The organism is Paenibacillus baekrokdamisoli (assembly GCF_003945345.1).
Taxonomy (GTDB): domain Bacteria; phylum Bacillota; class Bacilli; order Paenibacillales; family Paenibacillaceae; genus Paenibacillus_Z; species Paenibacillus_Z baekrokdamisoli.
Genome location: NZ_AP019308.1, coordinates 2,505,055 through 2,524,251 on the forward strand (window position 1 = coordinate 2,505,055; position 19,197 = coordinate 2,524,251).

Consider the following 19,197-nt stretch of genomic DNA (forward strand, 5'->3'; position numbering starts at 1 on the left):
TGCGCATTAGGAGGATAGCAGCCTTTCAAAGCATTGCTGTGCTTCGTGGCGAATTCTCGCTTCATCCAGCAGTAGGCATTCCCCATTCTTGACGACTTGTTTACCATCAATCCAAACATGCAGCACATCTCTGCCTGAACCCGAATAAACCAAATGGGACACCATATCTGTTTGTGGGTAGAAATGCGGCTGTTCTACATTAAGAGCGATAAAGTCTGCCTTCATTCCTTCCTTAAGCATACCTAGACGTTTTTCCTGCCAGATCGCTTTGGCTCCGTAAGTGGTTGCCATCTTGAGCGCTTCCCATGCAGGAATTGCAGTCGGATCACCAGAGATTCCTTTGTGAATAAGCGCTGATAACCTGACCTCATCAAACAAGTCCAGATTGTTATTGCTAGCTGCACTATCCGTACCTAAGGAGACCGTTATGCCTGCCTTCAAAAGATCGGGTACACGGGCGATCCCGCTCGCCAGCTTCAAGTTACTTACCGGGTTATGGGATACAGCAGCACCACGCTCAGCAAGCAAAGCAATTTCTTCATCATTCAAATGAACGGCATGGGCCAGTAGGGAAGGACGTGTAAAGAAGCCTAGCTTATCCAGATGTTCAACTGGACGACAGCCATAGTCCTTCACATTCTGAGCAACCTCAGCCGCCGATTCTGACATATGCGTATGTAGCGGAACGTCCAATTCATGAGCAGCTTCAACGATCCTAGCGATATAGTCCGGCGGGCATGTATATGGCGCGTGCGGTGACAGCATAGCCGTTATACGTCCTTCTGCCTGACCATTCCAATCCCTTACGAACTGCTTCGCCTCGTTTAGCTTTGAGGTCTGTACGTCAGGCGGGCAAAGCCCAATAACACCGCGAGTTAATACGCCGCGAATGCCGGATTGCTCCACGACCTCAGCAACAATATGCATGCGATCATACATATCAACAAATGATGTTGTACCTGATTTGAGCATTTCGGCTACAGCAAGCGAAGTTCCCCACCGAGCATCATCATCGGTGAATTTCGCTTCCATCGGCCACATTTTTTGTTCAAGCCATACTTGCAGAGACTGATCATCCGAATAGCCGCGAAGCAGTGACATCGCTGCATGTCCGTGGGTGTTAACTAAACCCGGCATGAAAACGAGACCCTGTCCATTTATTCGTTCTGCACCTTCTGGCAATGGGTCTGGAGCTTCCTCACTCAAATAAAGGATCGTATCTCCTTCGACGACCATATGACCCTTCAGTACGGGACGGTTATCATCCATTGTTACAAAAATACCGTTCTCAATCCACAACCGTTTCATCCTCGTCGTCCCCTTCTTTTTCCAAATAATAGGCTAAGCTCAGCAATTCCGTCGTGAAATCCGCATAGTGAATGCGAACATGATCTGGAACCCTCAATATTGTCGGAGCAAAATTTAAAATACCCGCAACTCCAGCATCCACGAAACGATCCGCTACATTCTGTGCTTCAACAGCAGGAACAGTAATAATTCCAATTCGGATATTTCGCTCCGCAACCGTTTCCTGCAGCTTGTCCATAGGCAAAACGCTCAAGCCATTAATTGAAGCACCAACCATTGAAGGATGAGCATCAAATACAGCAGTGATTTTCATATTATCCTTCAAATAGGTATTATAATTGCATAGCGCACGTCCAAGGTTACCCGCACCGACTAACCCTACATTAAGCGGCTGGTCGAGCTTTAAGATCTGTCTGATTTTCTCGATGAGATAAGACACATCATAGCCAATGCCTTTACGTCCAAAATCACCAAAATAGGCAAGATCCTTGCGGATTTGAGCTGGATTCAAATCTAATTTATTCCCAAGCTCCTGTGAGGATACCGTCTGCACATCCCTCATATGCAAATCGTTCAATACCTGCAGGTAAACAGGCAATCTACGAACTACCGCTTCAGAAATTTTGAAAGGCTTCACTCGTCAATCCCCCCATGTCCTGACGCTAACCATTCCCTTATACGGGGTACGATTTGTTCCAAATGCATATGCTCGATCTTGGGGCCAGGCAATGAATATAGAAAGTATTTGCCATAATACGTGTCAATAACACGTGTATCATAAATGAGAACAATACCGCGGTCTTTTGTCGTACGAACCAGCCTTCCAAAGCCTTGCTTGAACTTAATTACAGCTTGAGGGATCGAGAGCTTCATGAACGGATTAAGCTTCTGCTCCTGCAACATCTCAGACTTGGCCTCGACAAGCGGATTATTCGGCGGCTGAAACGGCAACCGTACAATGGCTAGACAGGTGAGCGCATCACCGGGTATATCTACACCTTCCCAGAAGCTGCTCGTTCCAAGGAGCACCGACGCTGCCTGCTGTTGAAACCGCCTGGTAAGCTTGCTCCGGTTACCACTGTCAATCCCTTGACCTAGCAGTTGAATCCCGCTTGGCATCAATGCTTCTTTCAAAGGATCATACACCTGCTTGAGCATTTTGTAAGAGGTAAATAGAACCAGCATGCGTCCTTTAGTCTCGATTGCTGCCTCCGCAAGCGACTTAACCAGCATTTCGTTAAACAGCGGATCGCCTGCAGCCCCTTTAAGAACTGGGAAATTACGCGGAATAATTACCAGCGCTTGATCTCGGTAATTGAACGGTGAAGGAAGTTGAACCGTCTTTAATCTACCGTGCTCTTCGTCTTGCTCCAAGCCAAGCTGCTCACATGCATATTGAAAGGACTTCTGTACAGACAAAGTCGCTGATGTGAGAACGACGCTTTTCTTGGTATCGAAGAAGAACGATCGCAATTGACTGCTGACATCAGCAGGAACCGCATAAAGATGAATGGATTTGGCTCTAAAATTACTATTTGCTTCAATCCAATATACATTTTCTGCTTTGTCCGCTTTCATGAATTGGCGCAGCTCATCTCGGGCGCGTGTCAGATCCTTTACCGTTCCGCTCAGATCAGTCACAAGCGCGATAAGGGCAGGATCTTTACATTCATCCTTCATGCTCTGGAACATTTTATCGAGGGGACGAATGATTTGGCTCAGCAGCCCATTTACAACTTCCTCAATCGCTTGGGCATCCTGCCATTTACTTGGGAGCTTGCTGCTGCGAAGTCGTAATATGAACTGTCCCGTTTCACCTGATGAGGACTCCTGTGGGCCTCCATTACCAGCGCCCAATAATGAGAATAATAAATCAAACAAACGATCCCATTCATCACGAAGCTCCCCGAAAACGGGTACAACACTGTCTATTTCTTCCTGCCATTTGTCTGCATAATCGGTATCTTCATTAGCAATTCTATGCTTGAGCTGAATGAGCTGACCGTTACGAGCATCCTTGCAAAGTCTGCCAACTGGATGTTGTACCGTATGATAGGATAATTGTGTACCCAAATGCTTACCTGCTACCTCTTCCAGATGATGAGCCTCATCGACAATGAGATGCTCGAAGCCTGGCAGTAATCGGTGATCAGCGCGAATATCCGTGAAAAGCATGGAATGATTCGTAATGACAACATCTGCGAGATTGGCCTCTTGCTTAGCTCTATGATAGTAACAGCGCTTAAACCAAGGACAGCTTCGATTGAGACAGGAATCTGCATCACTGGATACCGTGCTCCAGAACTCCGCTCCCCGATTGCCGAAATTAAGCTCTTCCTGATCCCCGTTCTCTGTTTCGCTGAGCCAAACGACCATCTGTGCTGACGTAATACGATCCTCTACCGGCGCTGCAAAATCTCTTGTATGGACCTTACCTTCAAATTTGCGTAAACAAAGATAATTGCCGCGTCCTTTGAAGACAGCGGCTCGGAAGGGATAAGGCATAACAGCTTGCAGCAAGGGCAAATCTCTTTGCCTTAGCTGCTCCTGCAGGTTTATCGTATGCGTGCTTACGACTATCTTTTTATTATGCTGGACACCATAGTATAGTGCGGGTATTAAATAGCCTAATGATTTGCCCGTTCCAGTACCCGCTTCGATAAGCAAATGACGATCGCTCTCTAATGCATCAATAACTTCTTGGAACATCATATTCTGCGGCTCACGCTCTTCGTACCCCGGTACGATAGACCGAATGCTGTCCTTCATATGGGTTAGAAAATCATGGAATGACCACTCACCTACTTGATCAGCTTCACCATTCTCCCCACGCGGCAGCTGTTCCTCGGTCCAATCTCCAGCTTTCATGGCAAACTGCCGAAAATAAACATAAGCATCTGTATCAATTGAGGTCATTGTTTCTTTATGAACCGCCATCTGCTCCACAAACCAGCCAAGATCGTCAATCTCATCGCTCAGCAGCCCTGACAAGCGCTGGAGCGTGAGAAGCGGCAAGCTCGACAGCTTCTTGAAGCATTCGATGAATAGCTCTGCAGTTGCCTTAGCATCACTATCCGCTCGGTGATGGTGGTCATGCTCAATGCCAAACAGCTCCGTTACAGCGCCAAGCTGATACGTAGTCAATGATGGATAAAGGACACGAAGCAAATCAATGGTATCCAGCTGACGACCTGCAAACGGCATGTAGCCGCTTCGATCGAGTGCCATGTTCAAGAAGCCTGCATCAAAGCCAACATTGTGGGCGACTAAAACGGCATCATCGAGAATGGGAATAAGCTCAAGGAGCACATCTTCAACAGAAGGTGCGTCCTCGACCATAGAAGCATCTATTCCCGTTAATTGTGTAATAAAGGGTGGAATTGGAATCGTCGGTTTTACAAAGGTATGATAAGTCCTTACGATTTGCATGGATTCATCAAGTAAAACAAGACCAACTTGTATCATTTCATCGCCGGCCCCATGACCGGTCGTTTCTAAATCCAGTACCGCGTAATTCATCCGGTTTTCGATCCTCTCACAAAAACTAAAGCTGTCCGCTCCCAAAATAGAGGGAAAGATGACCCGCCTGCTGTTGACAGGACTTCATGTTGGACAGCGGGTCGGCAAATTCCGGGTCGGCTTCGTGCGCTTTCTCAAAATACTTTGCAGCCTGTTCAAGATTCATGCGAACCGCTTGTATACAACCTAATGCATTAAGAGCAAGAGCTCGCCATTTGGCATAATCCGTCACCTCAACGAGAAATTGAAAATGCCGCTGTGCTTCATGCCATTCCTGTAAATGCATATAAGTCATAGCCAAGAACAACAGCGCTCGATTATCGTCGGGTGACAGCCTAACCGCTTCTTCAAAATGCTGAGCTGCTTGACGGAACATGAACAGCTTGAAGTAGCCCTGCCCTCGCATCATGGTTTGAGTTCGCTCATATTCTGCTTCACTCTCCAGCACAGCTTCTTCAGCGTGGGCTGCTGCTCCGCTGGCATAAGCCTCAGTAGCGGAACCAAGAATGGCATCAGCCGGTGGCTTAAGCTCATCATTGTGAGCCGTACCATAAGGAGGCTTACCGCCTGCGTAGCCCTGTGGAGAACTTTGACCTTGTTGAAGAGCGATTGACGGATCAAGCTGGAGATCGCGAAAGTCAGCCATTTTCTCTTCAAATTGCAGCCATTGCTCGATGAAGGTGTCACTGAACTGTTTTAGAACAGCGAGCTGCTCGTCATGCAGTTTTTTCTGATCTGCGTTCGCATTTGGATAATGAATCATAATTTCATTAAGCTTTTCATTCATGGAAGCAAAAACATGCTTAAACATCGTCTGCATCCCACCTTCACGCCATGTTGTGATGTAGAGAATTGTTATGCTCATTCTTTGCCCCGGCATCTGTTTTCATACAACGTCCCAGACGTTTCACAAGGCTGGAATTCTACATGGCGGCGTGGAAATGTTAGATAATGGCGGCGTGTACCTCTTCATAAGACGATTCAATGGGGCGATTGGCTGCATCCAAGATAACAACCTTTGGTTTGTTGGCGCGGCTTTCCTCTTCAGTCATCATTCCGTAAGAAATAATGATAACATTATCTCCAACCTGTACAAGTCTTGCTGCTGCACCATTCAGACATATAACCCCAGTACCTCTTGGCCCCGCAATTACATACGTTTCCAGACGTGCACCGTTATTGTTGTTAACAATTTGTACCTTTTCATTTGCCCAAATATCGGCCAGCTCCATCAAATCCTCATCAATGGTTATGCTGCCTACATAATTCAAGTTAGCTTCTGTTACGGTTGCCCGATGCAGCTTGGATTTCATCATCGTTCTGAACATGTCTGTCACCCCCAAACGGTACCATTAAACGGTTATCTATAAGACGCGTCTGCCCAAATTTAACGGCTAGCGCGACAATTAAAGTCGATTCATGACGAGATAGGTCTACACCTTGCTCAGGCAATGTCAAATCTGGATATTCAAGAACCTCTGCATAATCAATTTCTGCAAGTGAGGCTTCTCTTATCTTGCTGTTGATACGTGAGGCAAGCTCCGCGGCTGTAATACCTGGTTCCTTTAACCAATCATCAGCAGCAAGCAGCGTCTGTGAAAGAACGACCGCTTGATTGCGCTGCTCTTCGTTAAGATAAACATTGCGCGAGCTCATAGCCAGGCCATCTGCTTCCCTAATTGTTTCACAAGGCACGATTTCTACTGGAAAATTAAGATCATCCACCATACGCTTTATAACAGCCACTTGTTGGGCATCCTTCATCCCAAAATAAGCACAATCCGGCATAATCAGGTGGAACAGCTTGCTAACTACGGTTCCTACACCATCAAAGTGACCGGGCCTTGAAGCACCGCATAGACGATCAGTCACCGTACTAACCAGCACTTTCGTAAATGGCGTCTTCGGGTACATCTCATGAACGGTAGGCATGAATACCACATCGATATGATTAGCCTCTGCCAGTGCGATGTCGCGTTCCGAATCCCTTGGATAACGATCAAAATCTTCATTTGGACCAAATTGAAGCGGGTTAACGAATATGGATAGGATTGTATATTCACATTCCTCATTGGCTCTACGCATCAAGCTGGCATGTCCTGCATGCAGGAAACCCATCGTCGGGATCAAGCCAATACGTCCTTCTGGGACGCTTCTGCGTTGTTTAAGCAACTGAGCTTTAAGCTCAGTTATCGTTGTGCAAACGATCATTACTTACCCGCCTCCTTTCCGCTTTCTTGACTGCGGCTGCTGCCATAGAGCTGTGTAAATAATTCCTGTTCCATCGGAAACACATGCTCCTGCTGTGGAAACGCGCGAGATTTCACTTCTGACACATACGAACCAATCGCATTACGAATCGTTGTACCAATATCCGCATAGGTTTTCACGAATTTCTTCTCCCGATAAGGTGAAGCATATTGCAAAATGTCATGGTACACCAGCACTTGTCCGTCACAACCTCTGCCTGCACCAATACCAATTACAGGGATCGAAAGCGCGGACGCAATAGCTTCGGCAAGCGGTTCGGTTACAAGCTCCAGAACGATACTGAATGCTCCCGCCGCTTCCAGAGCTTTGGCATCCTCTATTAGCTGCTGGGCTTCGCGCTCCAGCTTACCTTGTACGCGATAACCGCCCAGCTGATGAACGGATTGCGGCGTGAGTCCAATATGCCCCATCACTGGTATTCCTGCACGAACACAGGCGGCAACCTCATCCGCAATGTCTGCTCCACCTTCAAGCTTAATCGCATGAGCATGGCCTTCCTGCATTATTCTAGCCGCATTCCGCAAGGTTGCTTCTTTGCCGATTCTATAGGTCATGAAAGGCATATCCGTCACAATAAATGTGTTCGTTGCAGCGCGTGCTACTACCCTTGAATGGTAGACCATATCATCTAAAGTTACAGGTATTGTTGTATCATAACCAAGCACCACATTGCCTAGCGAATCTCCGACAAGTATAATGTCGATTCCCGCTTCTTCAGCAAGCTTAGCGGATGGATAATCATAGGCAGTCAGCATCGAAATTGGCTCGCCGCTTTGTTTCATTTTTTTCAGCTTCGTAATAGTCAACGGTTGTTTCATTGCTTCATCCTCCTTGGATTGGGATGACTTCGGCCCCTAAGCTTATCTTAAAGCTTTAGCGAACCCAAGCCTTCCTATGTGGTAAACACAAAAAAACCTTCTAGCCCGTCGCTAAAAAGGTTCCAATTCAAAAAGGAACGTCCTGCTACCAGCGAGCTTCCTTCTGTCTCGGTCCCTAACGGCTCAGAGCAGAGTACACTGCCTTGCAAAAAGACATCAATCAACCACGACTACATGGTGTGAAGCTTCGACTTCCGGTGCGGTTCGAGTGCATCGATACCGCCCTGTCGAATGATTCATTGATAACCCGATTATAACAAAGAAACCACATGCCGTCTATGAACGGTTATCTGACAAAGGAGACATTTCAGCGGAAAAGATTGGCAGCAGCGAACCGTCTTCCAGCTTAACTAGCAAAGCTCCACTCTCATCTAATCCGATTGGCGTTCCGACTACTATACCGGTTGGTGTTTTCAGTTGTGTCGGTTTAAATAAAGAGACAGATAACGCTTCCCACACTGTGCGAATCAAGCCGAAGCCCTCATTCTGATAAACGTTATAGAGCTGTTCAAATTCGATAATGAACGCCGCAATGATATCCGCTCGATCAAGAGGACGACCAAGCTCCATTCGAAGTGAAGTCGCAATAGGCAGCAGCTCTTCGGGATAATCATCGGCCTCCAGATTCACACTGATTCCTATGCCGGCTATGACATATTTGAGACGTTCGTCCTCAGCTGTAGACTCCAGCAAAATGCCACTTATCTTTTTACCGCCAATGAGCAAATCATTCGGCCACTTAATCCCAATATCAAGGGGAGCTGCAACCGTCTTAAGTGCTCTACATAATGCAACAGCCGTAAGCAACGTTAACTGTGATGCGAATTGTAAGGGTAATCTCGGACGAAGCACAAGACTCATCCAAATACCTTTGCCAGAGGGAGAGACCCATTTGCGTCCCATTCTACCGCGCCCGCTCGTTTGCTGTTCAGCTATAACCAAAGTACCCTGGGGTGCATCATCCTCAGCGAGTCGCTGTGCGATATTTTGCGTGGAATCAACGGATTCATGCAGCTTAATGGCTTTTATTAAAGAGGTACCGCTCAATTTCTCCATCAGCTCTTGAATGGAGAGCTTAGAAGGCTTGCTAATAAGACGATAGCCTAGCCGCCTAGAAGCCTCAAACTTATAACCTTGAGCCTCAAGCTTCTTAATATGCTTCCAAACCGCAGTCCGGCTAATATGTAGATCTTTGCTGAGCACCTCACCGGACAAGTAGCCTTCGGTTTGCTGCTCCAGCAGCTCGAGAATTCGATTATCCATAGTAACTCCTTATCGATCTAATCGATCCACTCAAGTTTGACGTCGAGCAGCTTCGGCTAATAATCGCTTCTTATCATTAGGAACTTCACCAAACACAACACTTCGCAGCAGCTCATTCAGAAGCTGACCCAGCCACGGTCCAGAAGGCTTCTGGAGCAAGGCAAGGATATCTGCGCCCCCTATCGCAAGATCACGAACTGTGGATAGGGGCAGCGTCTGAAGCCAATCGTCCAGCTTGTCCATCGCTGCATTCGATCCAGTAGTTTTGGCTGCCGTTCTTAGCCAGCTGGCTGCTGCATCCTTACCATAGGTCAAAATTGTTTCCATCCATGTTTGAAATAATAGTTGATCGGATTGTGAAAGATCCAGTGAGTCCGAGCTATTCATAGGCTGATAAGAATGCAAAGCCTGCTGCATATCATTCTCAACTTGCATCACAGTCTTCAAATGCTGCGTTCGCACTGTCGAGAAGCGAAAGGCATCGAATAGCCGGAAGGCTTCATCTGCTCCTAATCCAAGCCCCATGCACAGCCCCGCCCAGCGGTCATCGATCTGATCCAGCTTGTTTAATTGCTCAAAGATAGGAACCGCATGAATTCGTTTACGCTCATATTCTCCTGCAGCTTGAACGATTCTCTCCGGCAATTGTCTCTTCGTATATTTCAATAGACCGCTTGCTGCCATCCAAGCTATTGCCCTGATCGGGCTGCTGCCACCGATCATTTTATCCGCTTCAGCACCAACACGCTCCATCGCTACATGGACGAGCAAGCTGCTATGCTGCTTCAAGGCACGCCATGTTTGCGGGGCAATACGCATATTGAATTCTGACGCAAACCGTATTGCTCGCACCATCCGGAGAGCATCTTCCTGCAATCTAGCATCTGCATCACCAACACAGCGAATTATACGATCCTGAAGATCCTGCATCCCGCCGAAAGGATCTACCACTGTGCCGTCCGCACGCATGGCCATAGCATTAATAGTGAAGTCTCTCCGCAGCAAATCTGCTTCATGCTCTGTTACGAATTGAACCTGTGCAGGACGGCGAAATTGTTCATAGGCCGTCTCCGTACGATAGGTTGTAACTTCGTAGGTTTCTGCTCCATGAATGACCGTTATCGTTCCATGCTGAAGCCCCGTCGGAATTGTCCTTGGGAAGCTAGCTATAACCTGTTCTGGCGTTGCAGAGGTTGCAATATCAACATCATGGAGCGTTCTTCCCATTATTGTATCTCGGACGCAGCCGCCCACGAATACAGCCTCATAGCCTTGACTTTCAAGCTTCTGAAGAACGGGGAGCGCTAGTCTTAAGGCTTCCTTCATCTAATGCGCTCCCTCCTATGGATGCGAATTACTCGCAGACTGGTACCGGAATATTTGCTTCAATACCAAGCACACGATAATAAATACGTTCATATTCAGCCGTAATCAATTCATTACAGAACTGGTTACGTGCCCGATAAAGACAAGCTTCACGGAACTGCTGATAAAGCCGTTCATTCTGCAGCAGCTTGATTGCGTTATTTGCCATATCATCGGTATCTCCGATTGGAGACAAATAACCGGTCTCTCCATTCGTTACAAGCTCAGGGATACCGCCCGCGATTGAACCAATCGTTGGAACACCACAAGCCATCGCTTCTAGCGCCACAAGTCCGAAGCTTTCCTTCTCCGATGGAAGCAGCATGAGATCAGCAATCGATATCACATGAGCCACGTCATCTTGCTTGCCTAGAAAGTGAACTTTATCCTCGATTCCCATCGAGCGAACCTTATGCTGGATTTTCGGCAAATCAGGACCTTCACCAACGAGTAGAAGACGACTTGGAACCTTTTGAAGAACCTTAGCAAAAATATCAACAACGTCGTTCATTCTTTTGACGGGTCTAAAGTTCGAAATATGCATAAGGATCTTCTCACCCTTGCCGACAAAATCATTACGCAATGATGCGCAGTCTCGCGGGTAATAAACTCGTTTATCTACGAAGTTATACGTAAGATCAATTGCTTTATCAATATCGAGTAAATCACGGGTTTCTCGAATTAAGTCATTCGAAACAGCTGTAACCGCATCGCTTTGGTTAATGCCTAGGCGGATCATATCTTTAATCGACTCATCCTGCGCGAGTACCGTAATATCTGTTCCATGCAGTGTGGTTACCGTTCGCAGCTGGTCTCCGACCATCTGTTTGGCTAAATAAGCACATACCGCATGCGGAACCGCATAATGAACATGCAGCAAATCAAGTTTATGCATTTTCGCTACCTGAGCCATTTTGCTAGCCAACGATAAATCATAAGGCGGATATCGAAAGACATAATAGTCGTTTACTTCAACTTCGTGGTAGAAAATGTTTTTATGAAATTGTCCCAGTCGAAAAGGAACACTATGGGTAATAAAATGAATTTCATGCCCTTTTTCTGCAAGCAGCTTACCAAGCTCGGTTGCTACAACTCCCGATCCGCCCAATGATGGGTAGCAGGTAATTCCTATTTTCAAGCGTCTTGCCATACTTACACCCCCATTGGTTACACGGCTTTATAACATTGTATGCTCCATTTTGACGATTCCTGCTTTAAAATATCGTAACCGCATAAGGACGCTTCATTGCAAATCCTTCCGCATATGCCCATCCACGTGTTTGTCCAAGCAGCATGTCACGAGCAGTTACTCGTTCCACGTACCGGTCTGTCAATGGCGTCTGCACACGATCTTCACCCGCGGCAGCCGGAGCAAACTGAGATCGATAAGCTCGCAGCGCATTGATCTTCTGTTCCACATACTCACTGATATCCGTAATAAGCGATACTTCGCTGCTATCATTTATGTAATAAAAATAAAGTTGTTCCACCTGAACGGATGGCAGCTCAGGCAAGTAATTACGCAATTTCGCATTAAATACGGCCTCTTCCAGCAGACGACTGCATGCATTATGATCCGGATGACGGTCAACCCAATAGGGTGCAAAAACAAGACGAGGTCGCAAACGGCGAATTTCACGTACGATAGCTTCAATTTGCTCCGATGAGCCTGTTAGTCCTCTGTCGGGCAGTCCAAGACAGGAGCGGTAGGATAAGCCAAGCACCGCGGAAGCTTCGGCAGCTTCTTGCCGCCTTGTTTCTACGGTGCCGTTAGAGGACATCTCTGCTTCTGTCAAATCACAAATGCCAACACGAAATCCTTCATGAACATGTTTAGCAATGGTACCTCCCATCCCAATCTCAACATCATCAGGATGAGCACCAAAGGCAAGTATATCAACGGTTTTCATCATTATCATTCACCCGGCTTATATTTATGGACAAGCTCACGCCATCCGAAGTCTCCGCGCTGCAGTGCCCTTACAAGTATTTCCCCAGTTGCGACATTGGTTGCAACCGGAATTCCCTGCACATCACAAAGTCTTAATAAAGCAATAATATCAGGCTCGTGAGGCTGTGCCATAAGTGGATCGCGGAAGAAGAGTATTAAATCCATTTCATTTTGTGCTACCATAGCGCCAATCTGCTGGTCCCCGCCTAGCGGTCCAGACATGAAACGATGGATGGATAATTTGGTTTGTTCCATAATACGGGTACCTGTTGTACCCGTTGAATAAAGGGTATGACCTTCAAATGCCATCTCATAAGCGATAACAAAGTTCACCATTTCATCTTTTTTACGATCATGCGCAATAAACGCGATGTTCATCCAAGTCGTTCCCCTCTCCGGTTACCCCGCAAGTGCTCTCATCAATCCATTACATGCTCAAAGCCATAAATAAGTCCAGTATAAGTCATTACCTTCTTAACGGCTACACTTACACCCGGCATATACCCTGCACGTTCGTAGGAATCATGACGGATTTTAAGCGTTTGTCCAAATCCGCCAAAAACAACCTCCTGCTGGGCAAAAACACCTGGAAGCCGAACACTATGTATTCGAAAGCCATTATAGTAGCCGCCTCTTGCTCCTTCGATTATTTCCTTTTCATTTGGATTCCCCTGTCGCAGCTCTTGTCTAGCTTCAGCGATTAGCTCCGCTGTCTTGATCGAAGTTCCCGAAGGCGCATCCAGCTTCTGATCTCCATGATATTCGATAATTTCAACATGAGGTAGATATTTTGCTGCTTGCGCAGCAAACTTCATCATTAGAATTGCTCCAATCGAGAAATTAGGTGCAATTAATCCACCGATCCCTTGGCTTTGACATAGCTTGTCCAGCTCTTTAATTTGCTCTGGGGTAATCCCAGTTGTACCAATAACCGGACGAACGCCATGACGAATCGCTGTTTCTGTAATGCTATAGGCAGCATGAGGCACGGTAAAATCAACAAGCACATCTGCTTGCGTATTAGATAAGGCAGTCTCCAAATCTGAGGAAACGATAATACCGCAGGGCTGCAGTCCGACGAGCGTTCCCGCATCAATCGGACCGGCGGATTGACTTACCGCTGCAGCTAATATCAATTCCTCATCTTGAAGCACCATCTTGACGACCTCGCGGCCCATACGCCCGCCTGCACCTGTTACAACAACTTTTATTGGTTCTGTCCTCATTTTATCACCTATTCCCCTTCGGTTTTCTTATCTGATTGTTCGCGCTTCGTCTGCGGGCCTTTACATCGCTAAGCAAACGGCGTGCCGCTTTATGCTCAGGATCAAGACCTATGGCACGCAAGGCACATGACGCAGCCTCATCGAGCCTATTTAATGATGCATACGCAGCACCCAGCAGCAGCAAGGCTTCCAGATTCAGCGGATCAAGGCGAGACGCCTCCTGCAGCATTTCTAACGCTTGATCAGCCTTCACAGACGTTTGTGTAGACAATATCGTCTCTGCTTCTAGGACAAGCTGTTTGGCCTGGACGGTTTGTAGGTGAAAATGATATTCTTGCTGCGCTGGATCCAGCTTCACTGCCTGCTCAGCATAATCAAGTGCCTTTTGCCATTTCCCGCTCCGAGCGCATGTTATGGAGCATCTATAGTAGGCAGCCGCATTACCGGGCTCCTCTTCAATTGCTTCCTCAAAGCGAATGATAGCCTGCTCAAAATCGCCACCTAAGATGGCTTCGTAAGCTTTCTTCAAGCTGCTCTCTCCGTCCATCCGTCCATCCTCCTTGTACACAGGTGATGGTACAGCATATGTATAAAGCTGCTTTACGGTTCGACGTTTTTTCGAGTCCAGCGGTTTGCATCCCGCGTATTAAACTTATTCATTACGCGATCATGCGCCTCGGCCATATCGATCCCTAAGGAATTTGCAAAGCAGATTACGATAAATAAGATGTCTGCCAGCTCATTTTCTATAGAGTTGTCTGCTTCGTCCACTTTCTTCGGTTTTTCACCAAATTCATGATTAACCTCTCGGGCAAGCTCGCCAACTTCTTCAGTCATGCGGGCTAGCATGGATAATGGGCTAAAATAACCCTCTTTGAATTGCGAGATGTAGCGGTCTACCTCACGCTGCATTTCCGCAAGTGATTTTTCTGACATGACGGTATTCCTTTCTATTCACCTTGGGTCTATTCATATGTTATCGCAAAGCGCATGTGAAAACAATGCTTTTGCAATCGTCTCAAAAGAGCCATACTACTTCTATGCCTTAAGAATCGTTCATTCATTTCATTATCATAAAGAGGGACTAGAAGGGAGTATGATTCGGCTTGACTACTCGTCTATCGACACTGCTGCGCACCTTGCCGCTCGTCATGTTTGGCACTGCGGTTTATGCGTTCGGTCTTCACTATTTTATTATTCCTAATCAGCTCATGGAGGGCGGCGTCACTGGAATCGCTATCCTTCTCAACTACGCGTTGGGTTGGCCTCTATCGATCTCCACGCTTGTGCTGAATATTCCTTTGTTTATTGTGGGATGGCGTATTCTAGGCCGTTCACAGATCGGCTACTCCATTTTCGGCACGGTATCCTTATCTGTGTTTCTTGCTCTGATGGAAAAGCTTATTCATTTAGGCTGGATTGTTCCTTTTCGCACATCAAACGATTACATACTAGCTGCACTTTATGCTGGGGTTACGCTCGGGTTTGGACTAGGAATTGTATTCCGTTTCGGCGGTACAACTGGAGGAGCAGACATCGTCGCACGCATCGCCTCCAAAATGAAGGGCTGGAGTATGGGACAAGTCATTCTAACCCTTGATGTCATTATTATCGGAGTTTCCCTTATCTATATCCCAAAGGAAAAGGTTCTCTATACTTTAGTGGCTGTTTTTATCGCTTCCAAAATGATTGATTTCATTCAAGAAGGGGCTTATGCTGCTAAAGCCTTCTCTATCTTTACTGAGAACGGTGAAAGGCTCGCCACCCTCATTACGCAGGAAATGGAACGAGGTGTTACTTTATTTCCTGCAAGAGGAGCCTACTCCGGCAAACAAAAAGAGGTCGTCTACTGCGTCGTTTCCCGTCAAGAAATTAGACGGATGAAAACGATTATTCGCAGTATCGACCCTTTGGCTTTTATCGTCATTACAGACGTGCATGATGTGCTTGGTGAAGGGTTTAAGGAAGAATAATGCTCATAAGACTATCGCCTCTTCTTATTACCATTTGCTGGGGAATAAGGCGAACCATGTCTCCGCTCATAAGCGAATCTTCGCCAGCCCACTAAAGCAAGCATGCTCATGACAATTGCTGAAATATATAAGATAGCAAGCTGCTCACTGCTGGATGGATTTCCACCTGGCATCATCACTCGAGGATCCGATTGCGCGGCTATGGAAGGATGATCCCCTTGAAATAGATGACTTTGCGCGAGAATCAAATTTTGAAAGGCTTGAGGAATTGAGGTCGCGTTAGTCTTCCCTTCCTTCTCTACATGGCGAATCAACTGCTCCGTGTACACCAATTGATTCCGAAGTCCAAGAAGGAGCGAAGCATCACGCTGCATCAACGCAGCTACTTCGAACCTCTGAAGATGCTCGTTGTAAATACGTAGAGAAATAAGCGTTTCCTCAGAATAACCCTTACGTTGTGATTGCCACGCTTGACGCATTCGACTTTCATCATCTCCGAGAATGTCCTCATATTGGAGCCAAAGCCCAGCTTCCGGCCTTATTAAAGCATCAGACGCCAATTTAATCCGAGCTGCTTGCATGTACCAATCGCGGCTTGAGCCGGTTTGAGACAACACCTGCTTGACTTCTTTCAAACTTTTATCAAAAGCAATCCACCCCTGCGGGGTTCCCTGCTGTCTCACGCTTGGCAGCGCAGAGGCTTTCTCTAAATGCCCAAGAATGGTATAAGCAAGCTGACGGTTGCCTTTGTTAGATGCGGAATACAGCTCTTCTGACAAGCGATTCAACTCCGTAAGGGCCACATACGACTTGTCCATATGTAAAGCGGCCGATTGCTCATCATGGAATACTGCTGCTGGATTTGAATCATAACTGCAGCCTGCAGTTATAGATAGAACTACGATAACCGCAAGCATGATAAAGAACGCAGATGGTTTATTGCTCATGCTCATGTTCATGTTCATCCCCCTCCTGTACAAATGTATGGGGGGATGTCCAATATTAGACCTTTCGGAATTGAAGTGTAAACCAAGTCACAAGTAAACTGAAAACGGATAAACCGATCGTGAAGGTTTGAATCGCGTTTAGATCATCCTCAAGTACGTCAGACAGCCATGGATATACGCCAAAGGTATAATCAACCGTGTCATTCAACAAAAGCCATAGAAGCGCAAAGAAAGCGGCCAAACGACCAAACACCATAAATCTTACGAAAAGCAGTCCCTCAATCGCCATGCCTAGGTGAGATACAATTAGCATATAGTGCTCCCATACGAGGTGATCGCCCTGTGCTGCCCCAGCAAGGATCATCGTGACTGCCCATATCCCATATTTCAACGAAGTAACAACAGCTAACGCCTCGATGATCGGCCTTAGCAATCTCAACACACTCGATGATTTCGTAAACTGTGGAAACAGGAGGTAAAGCAGCGATAAGGTAAAGAACAAACTGGCTGTTGGACTATCTGGAACGAAGACAACCCTCCATAAAGGATGATGATCAAGCGTATATTGCATTTGGTCCCAGTACCATATGTAACCGTATACAGTACCAAGTGCGTTTACGAGAAACAATACGATCAACATCTGTCGGCTAGCAAGAAAAGCACGGCTCCAAAAAAATGATATCGACGACAATAAAGCCACCCTTCCTTAAACTTTCTCGTGTATATAAAAAAGACGGCTAACACTCCGCATAAACAAGTTAGCACATCTACGCTGTCTTTAGTCGCGTTACAAGTTTCTTCCATAAGCAGCATTAGAAAAAGTGTCGATCAGTATACCTGCTTCTCTGAATTCATTTAAAAAAACCTGATCGAGTTGTTGCGATCAGGTTTTTTTGTCTGTGAAGTGTTATTCAATTATTCAGCTTTTTTTTGCTTAGCAAGCCAAGTTGTTAATTGATCAATTTCAGCGGCAGTCAACGTATCCTTGAAGGCAGGCATTTTACCAACTCCACCCTTACCATTGGTTACGATGTCGACAAGCTCCGCTTTCTTAAACTTATCTCCGATACCATGAAAGGAAGGAATTCCTGCGCTCTCATTACCTTTAAGATCTGCACCGTGACAAGAAACGCATTGCGCTTTCTTCGTAAGCTCTACAGCAGGGTCAGCTTTATCAACAAGCGGAACGTCCACTGCTGCTGCTTGACCTGGTGCTTCACCTTTTGCTGCTGCTTCACGTGCTCTCTCTTCCCGCAAAATATGCTCAGGAACCGTATTCGTTAACTCCAGCTCATGCTGGTAGTGAGACCACGATTGCTTAGTCAAATAAAATACGGAAATCAGGGACATGAACATCAGAATAGATGTGATTGGACGTCTGTAGAAGCGACGCTCTTTACCTGTATCCAAGAAAGGTGCAAGCAGCAGTGCACCAAATGCGATACCCGGTACGCCAACTGTTCCTAGAACGACGTAATCTTTGGAAACATATTGTAATTTCAAAAATTGATACAGGAACAAGAAGTACCAGTCCGGCATAGGAATAAACGCCGCATTCGTTGGATCTGCTGGGTAACCCAGCGGTGCCGGTTCCGAAATTGTCAGAACAAGGAATCCAACAAGTACAACGACGCCTACCATCCACTCTTTCAGCAAGAAGTTCGGAATAAATGCTTCCGACTTTCCTGGGTAAGCGGAATAGTCTGGTGGTACTTTGCTTACCGGTACTGTCCGCTTACGAACCCGTGAATCACCAACGAATACGACTTTTTCGTTCGATTTGTGGCCATGTGCCATTCGCAAAATGCCTCCTTTCGGCTTATAGTGGTCCCGAAATACCTTGCTTCCGGATCATAAAGAAATGCGCCGCTAGAAGCGCAAGGAGCGCGCCTGGCAGGAAGAAGACGTGAATCGCGAAGAAGCGTGTCAATGTTTCTGCTCCTACGATTTCTCCACCTTGCATCAATTCTTTGATGTATGTACCAATGTAAGGTACGGATTCTGCAATTTGAATACCGACCTTTGTTGCAAAATAAGCTTTGTTATCCCAAGGCAAGAGATATCCTGTGAAACCAAGTCCAAGCATGATGAAGAAAATAAGCATGCCGACAACCCAGTTCATTTCACGAGGAGCCTTGTACGATCCTGTAAAGAATACACGAAGTGTATGCAGGAACATCATAACGATTACGAGACTCGCACCCCAGTGATGCATACCGCGGACGATTCCGCCGAAAGCAACCTTGTGTTGAAGATAGTCAACGCTTTTGTAAGCATTGATGATATCCGGTACGAAATACATTGTAAGAAACATACCTGACAAAATTTGAATGACTGTAATGAAAAACGTCAATCCGCCAAAGCAGTACACGAAAGCGGAAAAGTGATGCGCAGGGTTAACGTGCTCTGGTACTTCGTGATCCGCGACGTCCCTCCACATCGGCGTAATATCAAGACGTTCGTCTATCCAGTTGTATACATTTTTAAACATCTGAG

20 protein-coding genes are annotated in these 19,197 nt (G+C 46.5%); 1 reads left to right on the plus strand and 19 read right to left on the minus strand.

Translation table 11 applies throughout. The features are described 5' to 3' along the window. Positions 1-6: 6 nt before the first annotated feature. The 15 genes from EKN16_RS11205 to EKN16_RS11275 all read right to left on the minus strand — a co-directional run bounded on the left by EKN16_RS11205 (position 7) and on the right by EKN16_RS11275 (position 14,717). Positions 7-1,308: an amidohydrolase gene (locus EKN16_RS11205; protein ID WP_125656638.1), complete on the minus strand. Its 1,302-nt coding sequence runs from the start codon at positions 1,306-1,308 to the stop codon at positions 7-9. Then, on the minus strand, positions 1,289-1,945 hold the full coding sequence (locus EKN16_RS11210) for a redox-sensing transcriptional repressor Rex (protein ID WP_125656641.1): 657 nt from the start codon (positions 1,943-1,945) through the stop codon (positions 1,289-1,291). The genes EKN16_RS11205 and EKN16_RS11210 overlap by 20 nt, the downstream gene beginning before the upstream one ends. After that, positions 1,942-4,827 carry an ATP-dependent DNA helicase DinG gene (gene dinG / locus EKN16_RS11215; protein ID WP_125656644.1) on the minus strand — a complete coding sequence of 962 codons (2,886 nt, stop codon included), beginning with the start codon at positions 4,825-4,827 and terminating at the stop codon, positions 1,942-1,944. The genes EKN16_RS11210 and dinG overlap by 4 nt, the downstream gene beginning before the upstream one ends. A 25-nt stretch (positions 4,828-4,852) precedes the next feature. Beyond that, positions 4,853-5,692 (minus strand): tetratricopeptide repeat protein, encoded by an 840-nt coding sequence (locus EKN16_RS11220; RefSeq protein WP_125656647.1) that lies wholly within the window; start codon positions 5,690-5,692, stop codon positions 4,853-4,855. A 79-nt stretch (positions 5,693-5,771) separates the two neighbouring features. After that, positions 5,772-6,155, minus strand: coding sequence for an aspartate 1-decarboxylase (panD, locus tag EKN16_RS11225; RefSeq protein WP_125656650.1), 384 nt, complete (start codon positions 6,153-6,155; stop codon positions 5,772-5,774). Beyond that, positions 6,100-7,038 (minus strand): pantoate--beta-alanine ligase, encoded by a 939-nt coding sequence (panC, locus tag EKN16_RS11230; RefSeq protein WP_125656653.1) that lies wholly within the window; start codon positions 7,036-7,038, stop codon positions 6,100-6,102. Before panC ends, panD begins: the two co-directional genes overlap by 56 nt. Beyond that, positions 7,038-7,916, minus strand: coding sequence for a 3-methyl-2-oxobutanoate hydroxymethyltransferase (gene panB, locus EKN16_RS11235; RefSeq protein ID WP_125656656.1), 879 nt, complete (start codon positions 7,914-7,916; stop codon positions 7,038-7,040). The genes panC and panB overlap by 1 nt, the downstream gene beginning before the upstream one ends. Positions 7,917-8,252: 336 nt before the next feature. Continuing rightward, on the minus strand, positions 8,253-9,239 hold the full coding sequence (locus EKN16_RS11240) for a biotin--[acetyl-CoA-carboxylase] ligase (protein WP_125656659.1): 987 nt from the start codon (positions 9,237-9,239) through the stop codon (positions 8,253-8,255). 30 nt (positions 9,240-9,269) lie between these two features. Beyond that, positions 9,270-10,565, minus strand: a complete 1,296-nt coding sequence (locus EKN16_RS11245; RefSeq protein ID WP_125656662.1) for a CCA tRNA nucleotidyltransferase — start codon at positions 10,563-10,565, stop codon at positions 9,270-9,272. 28 nt (positions 10,566-10,593) lie between these two features. Then, positions 10,594-11,754: an N-acetyl-alpha-D-glucosaminyl L-malate synthase BshA gene (gene bshA / locus EKN16_RS11250; RefSeq protein WP_125656665.1), complete on the minus strand. Its 1,161-nt coding sequence runs from the start codon at positions 11,752-11,754 to the stop codon at positions 10,594-10,596. A 64-nt stretch (positions 11,755-11,818) separates the two neighbouring features. Further along, the gene (gene bshB1, locus EKN16_RS11255) at positions 11,819-12,517 is read right to left on the minus strand and encodes a bacillithiol biosynthesis deacetylase BshB1 (protein ID WP_125656668.1); all 699 of its coding nucleotides are present in this window, start codon (positions 12,515-12,517) and stop codon (positions 11,819-11,821) included. 2 nt (positions 12,518-12,519) lie between these two features. Beyond that, complete coding sequence (locus EKN16_RS11260; protein WP_125656672.1) at positions 12,520-12,933, minus strand: methylglyoxal synthase; 414 nt, start codon at positions 12,931-12,933, stop codon at positions 12,520-12,522. A gap of 41 nt (positions 12,934-12,974) precedes the next feature. Next, positions 12,975-13,781, minus strand: a complete 807-nt coding sequence (gene dapB, locus EKN16_RS11265) for a 4-hydroxy-tetrahydrodipicolinate reductase (protein WP_125656675.1) — start codon at positions 13,779-13,781, stop codon at positions 12,975-12,977. Between the two features lie 4 nt (positions 13,782-13,785). Next, positions 13,786-14,328, minus strand: coding sequence for a tetratricopeptide repeat protein (locus EKN16_RS11270; RefSeq protein ID WP_125656678.1), 543 nt, complete (start codon positions 14,326-14,328; stop codon positions 13,786-13,788). A 53-nt stretch (positions 14,329-14,381) separates the two neighbouring features. After that, positions 14,382-14,717 carry a nucleotide pyrophosphohydrolase gene (locus tag EKN16_RS11275; protein WP_125656681.1) on the minus strand — a complete coding sequence of 112 codons (336 nt, stop codon included), beginning with the start codon at positions 14,715-14,717 and terminating at the stop codon, positions 14,382-14,384. A gap of 215 nt (positions 14,718-14,932) precedes the next feature. Between EKN16_RS11275 and EKN16_RS11280 the strand changes: the two genes are divergently transcribed. Beyond that, a complete protein-coding gene (locus EKN16_RS11280) occupies positions 14,933-15,754 on the plus strand; it encodes a YitT family protein (protein WP_125666135.1) in 822 nt (273 codons plus the stop codon). Between the two features lie 11 nt (positions 15,755-15,765). Here the strand turns inward: EKN16_RS11280 and EKN16_RS11285 are convergent, their stop codons facing one another. The 4 genes from EKN16_RS11285 to qcrB all read right to left on the minus strand — a co-directional run bounded on the left by EKN16_RS11285 (position 15,766) and on the right by qcrB (position 19,192). Continuing rightward, on the minus strand, positions 15,766-16,713 hold the full coding sequence (locus EKN16_RS11285) for a sporulation protein YpjB (RefSeq protein ID WP_164522767.1): 948 nt from the start codon (positions 16,711-16,713) through the stop codon (positions 15,766-15,768). A gap of 43 nt (positions 16,714-16,756) precedes the next feature. Then, positions 16,757-17,341 (minus strand): DUF1405 domain-containing protein, encoded by a 585-nt coding sequence (locus tag EKN16_RS11290; RefSeq protein ID WP_125666137.1) that lies wholly within the window; start codon positions 17,339-17,341, stop codon positions 16,757-16,759. Positions 17,342-17,616: 275 nt separating this feature from the next. Beyond that, positions 17,617-18,498 carry a menaquinol-cytochrome c reductase cytochrome b/c subunit gene (locus EKN16_RS11295; RefSeq protein WP_125656687.1) on the minus strand — a complete coding sequence of 294 codons (882 nt, stop codon included), beginning with the start codon at positions 18,496-18,498 and terminating at the stop codon, positions 17,617-17,619. Between the two features lie 22 nt (positions 18,499-18,520). Continuing rightward, entirely contained in the window at positions 18,521-19,192 is a 672-nt protein-coding gene (gene qcrB, locus EKN16_RS11300; protein ID WP_125656689.1) for a menaquinol-cytochrome c reductase cytochrome b subunit, read from the minus strand. Positions 19,193-19,197: the final 5 nt, after the last annotated feature.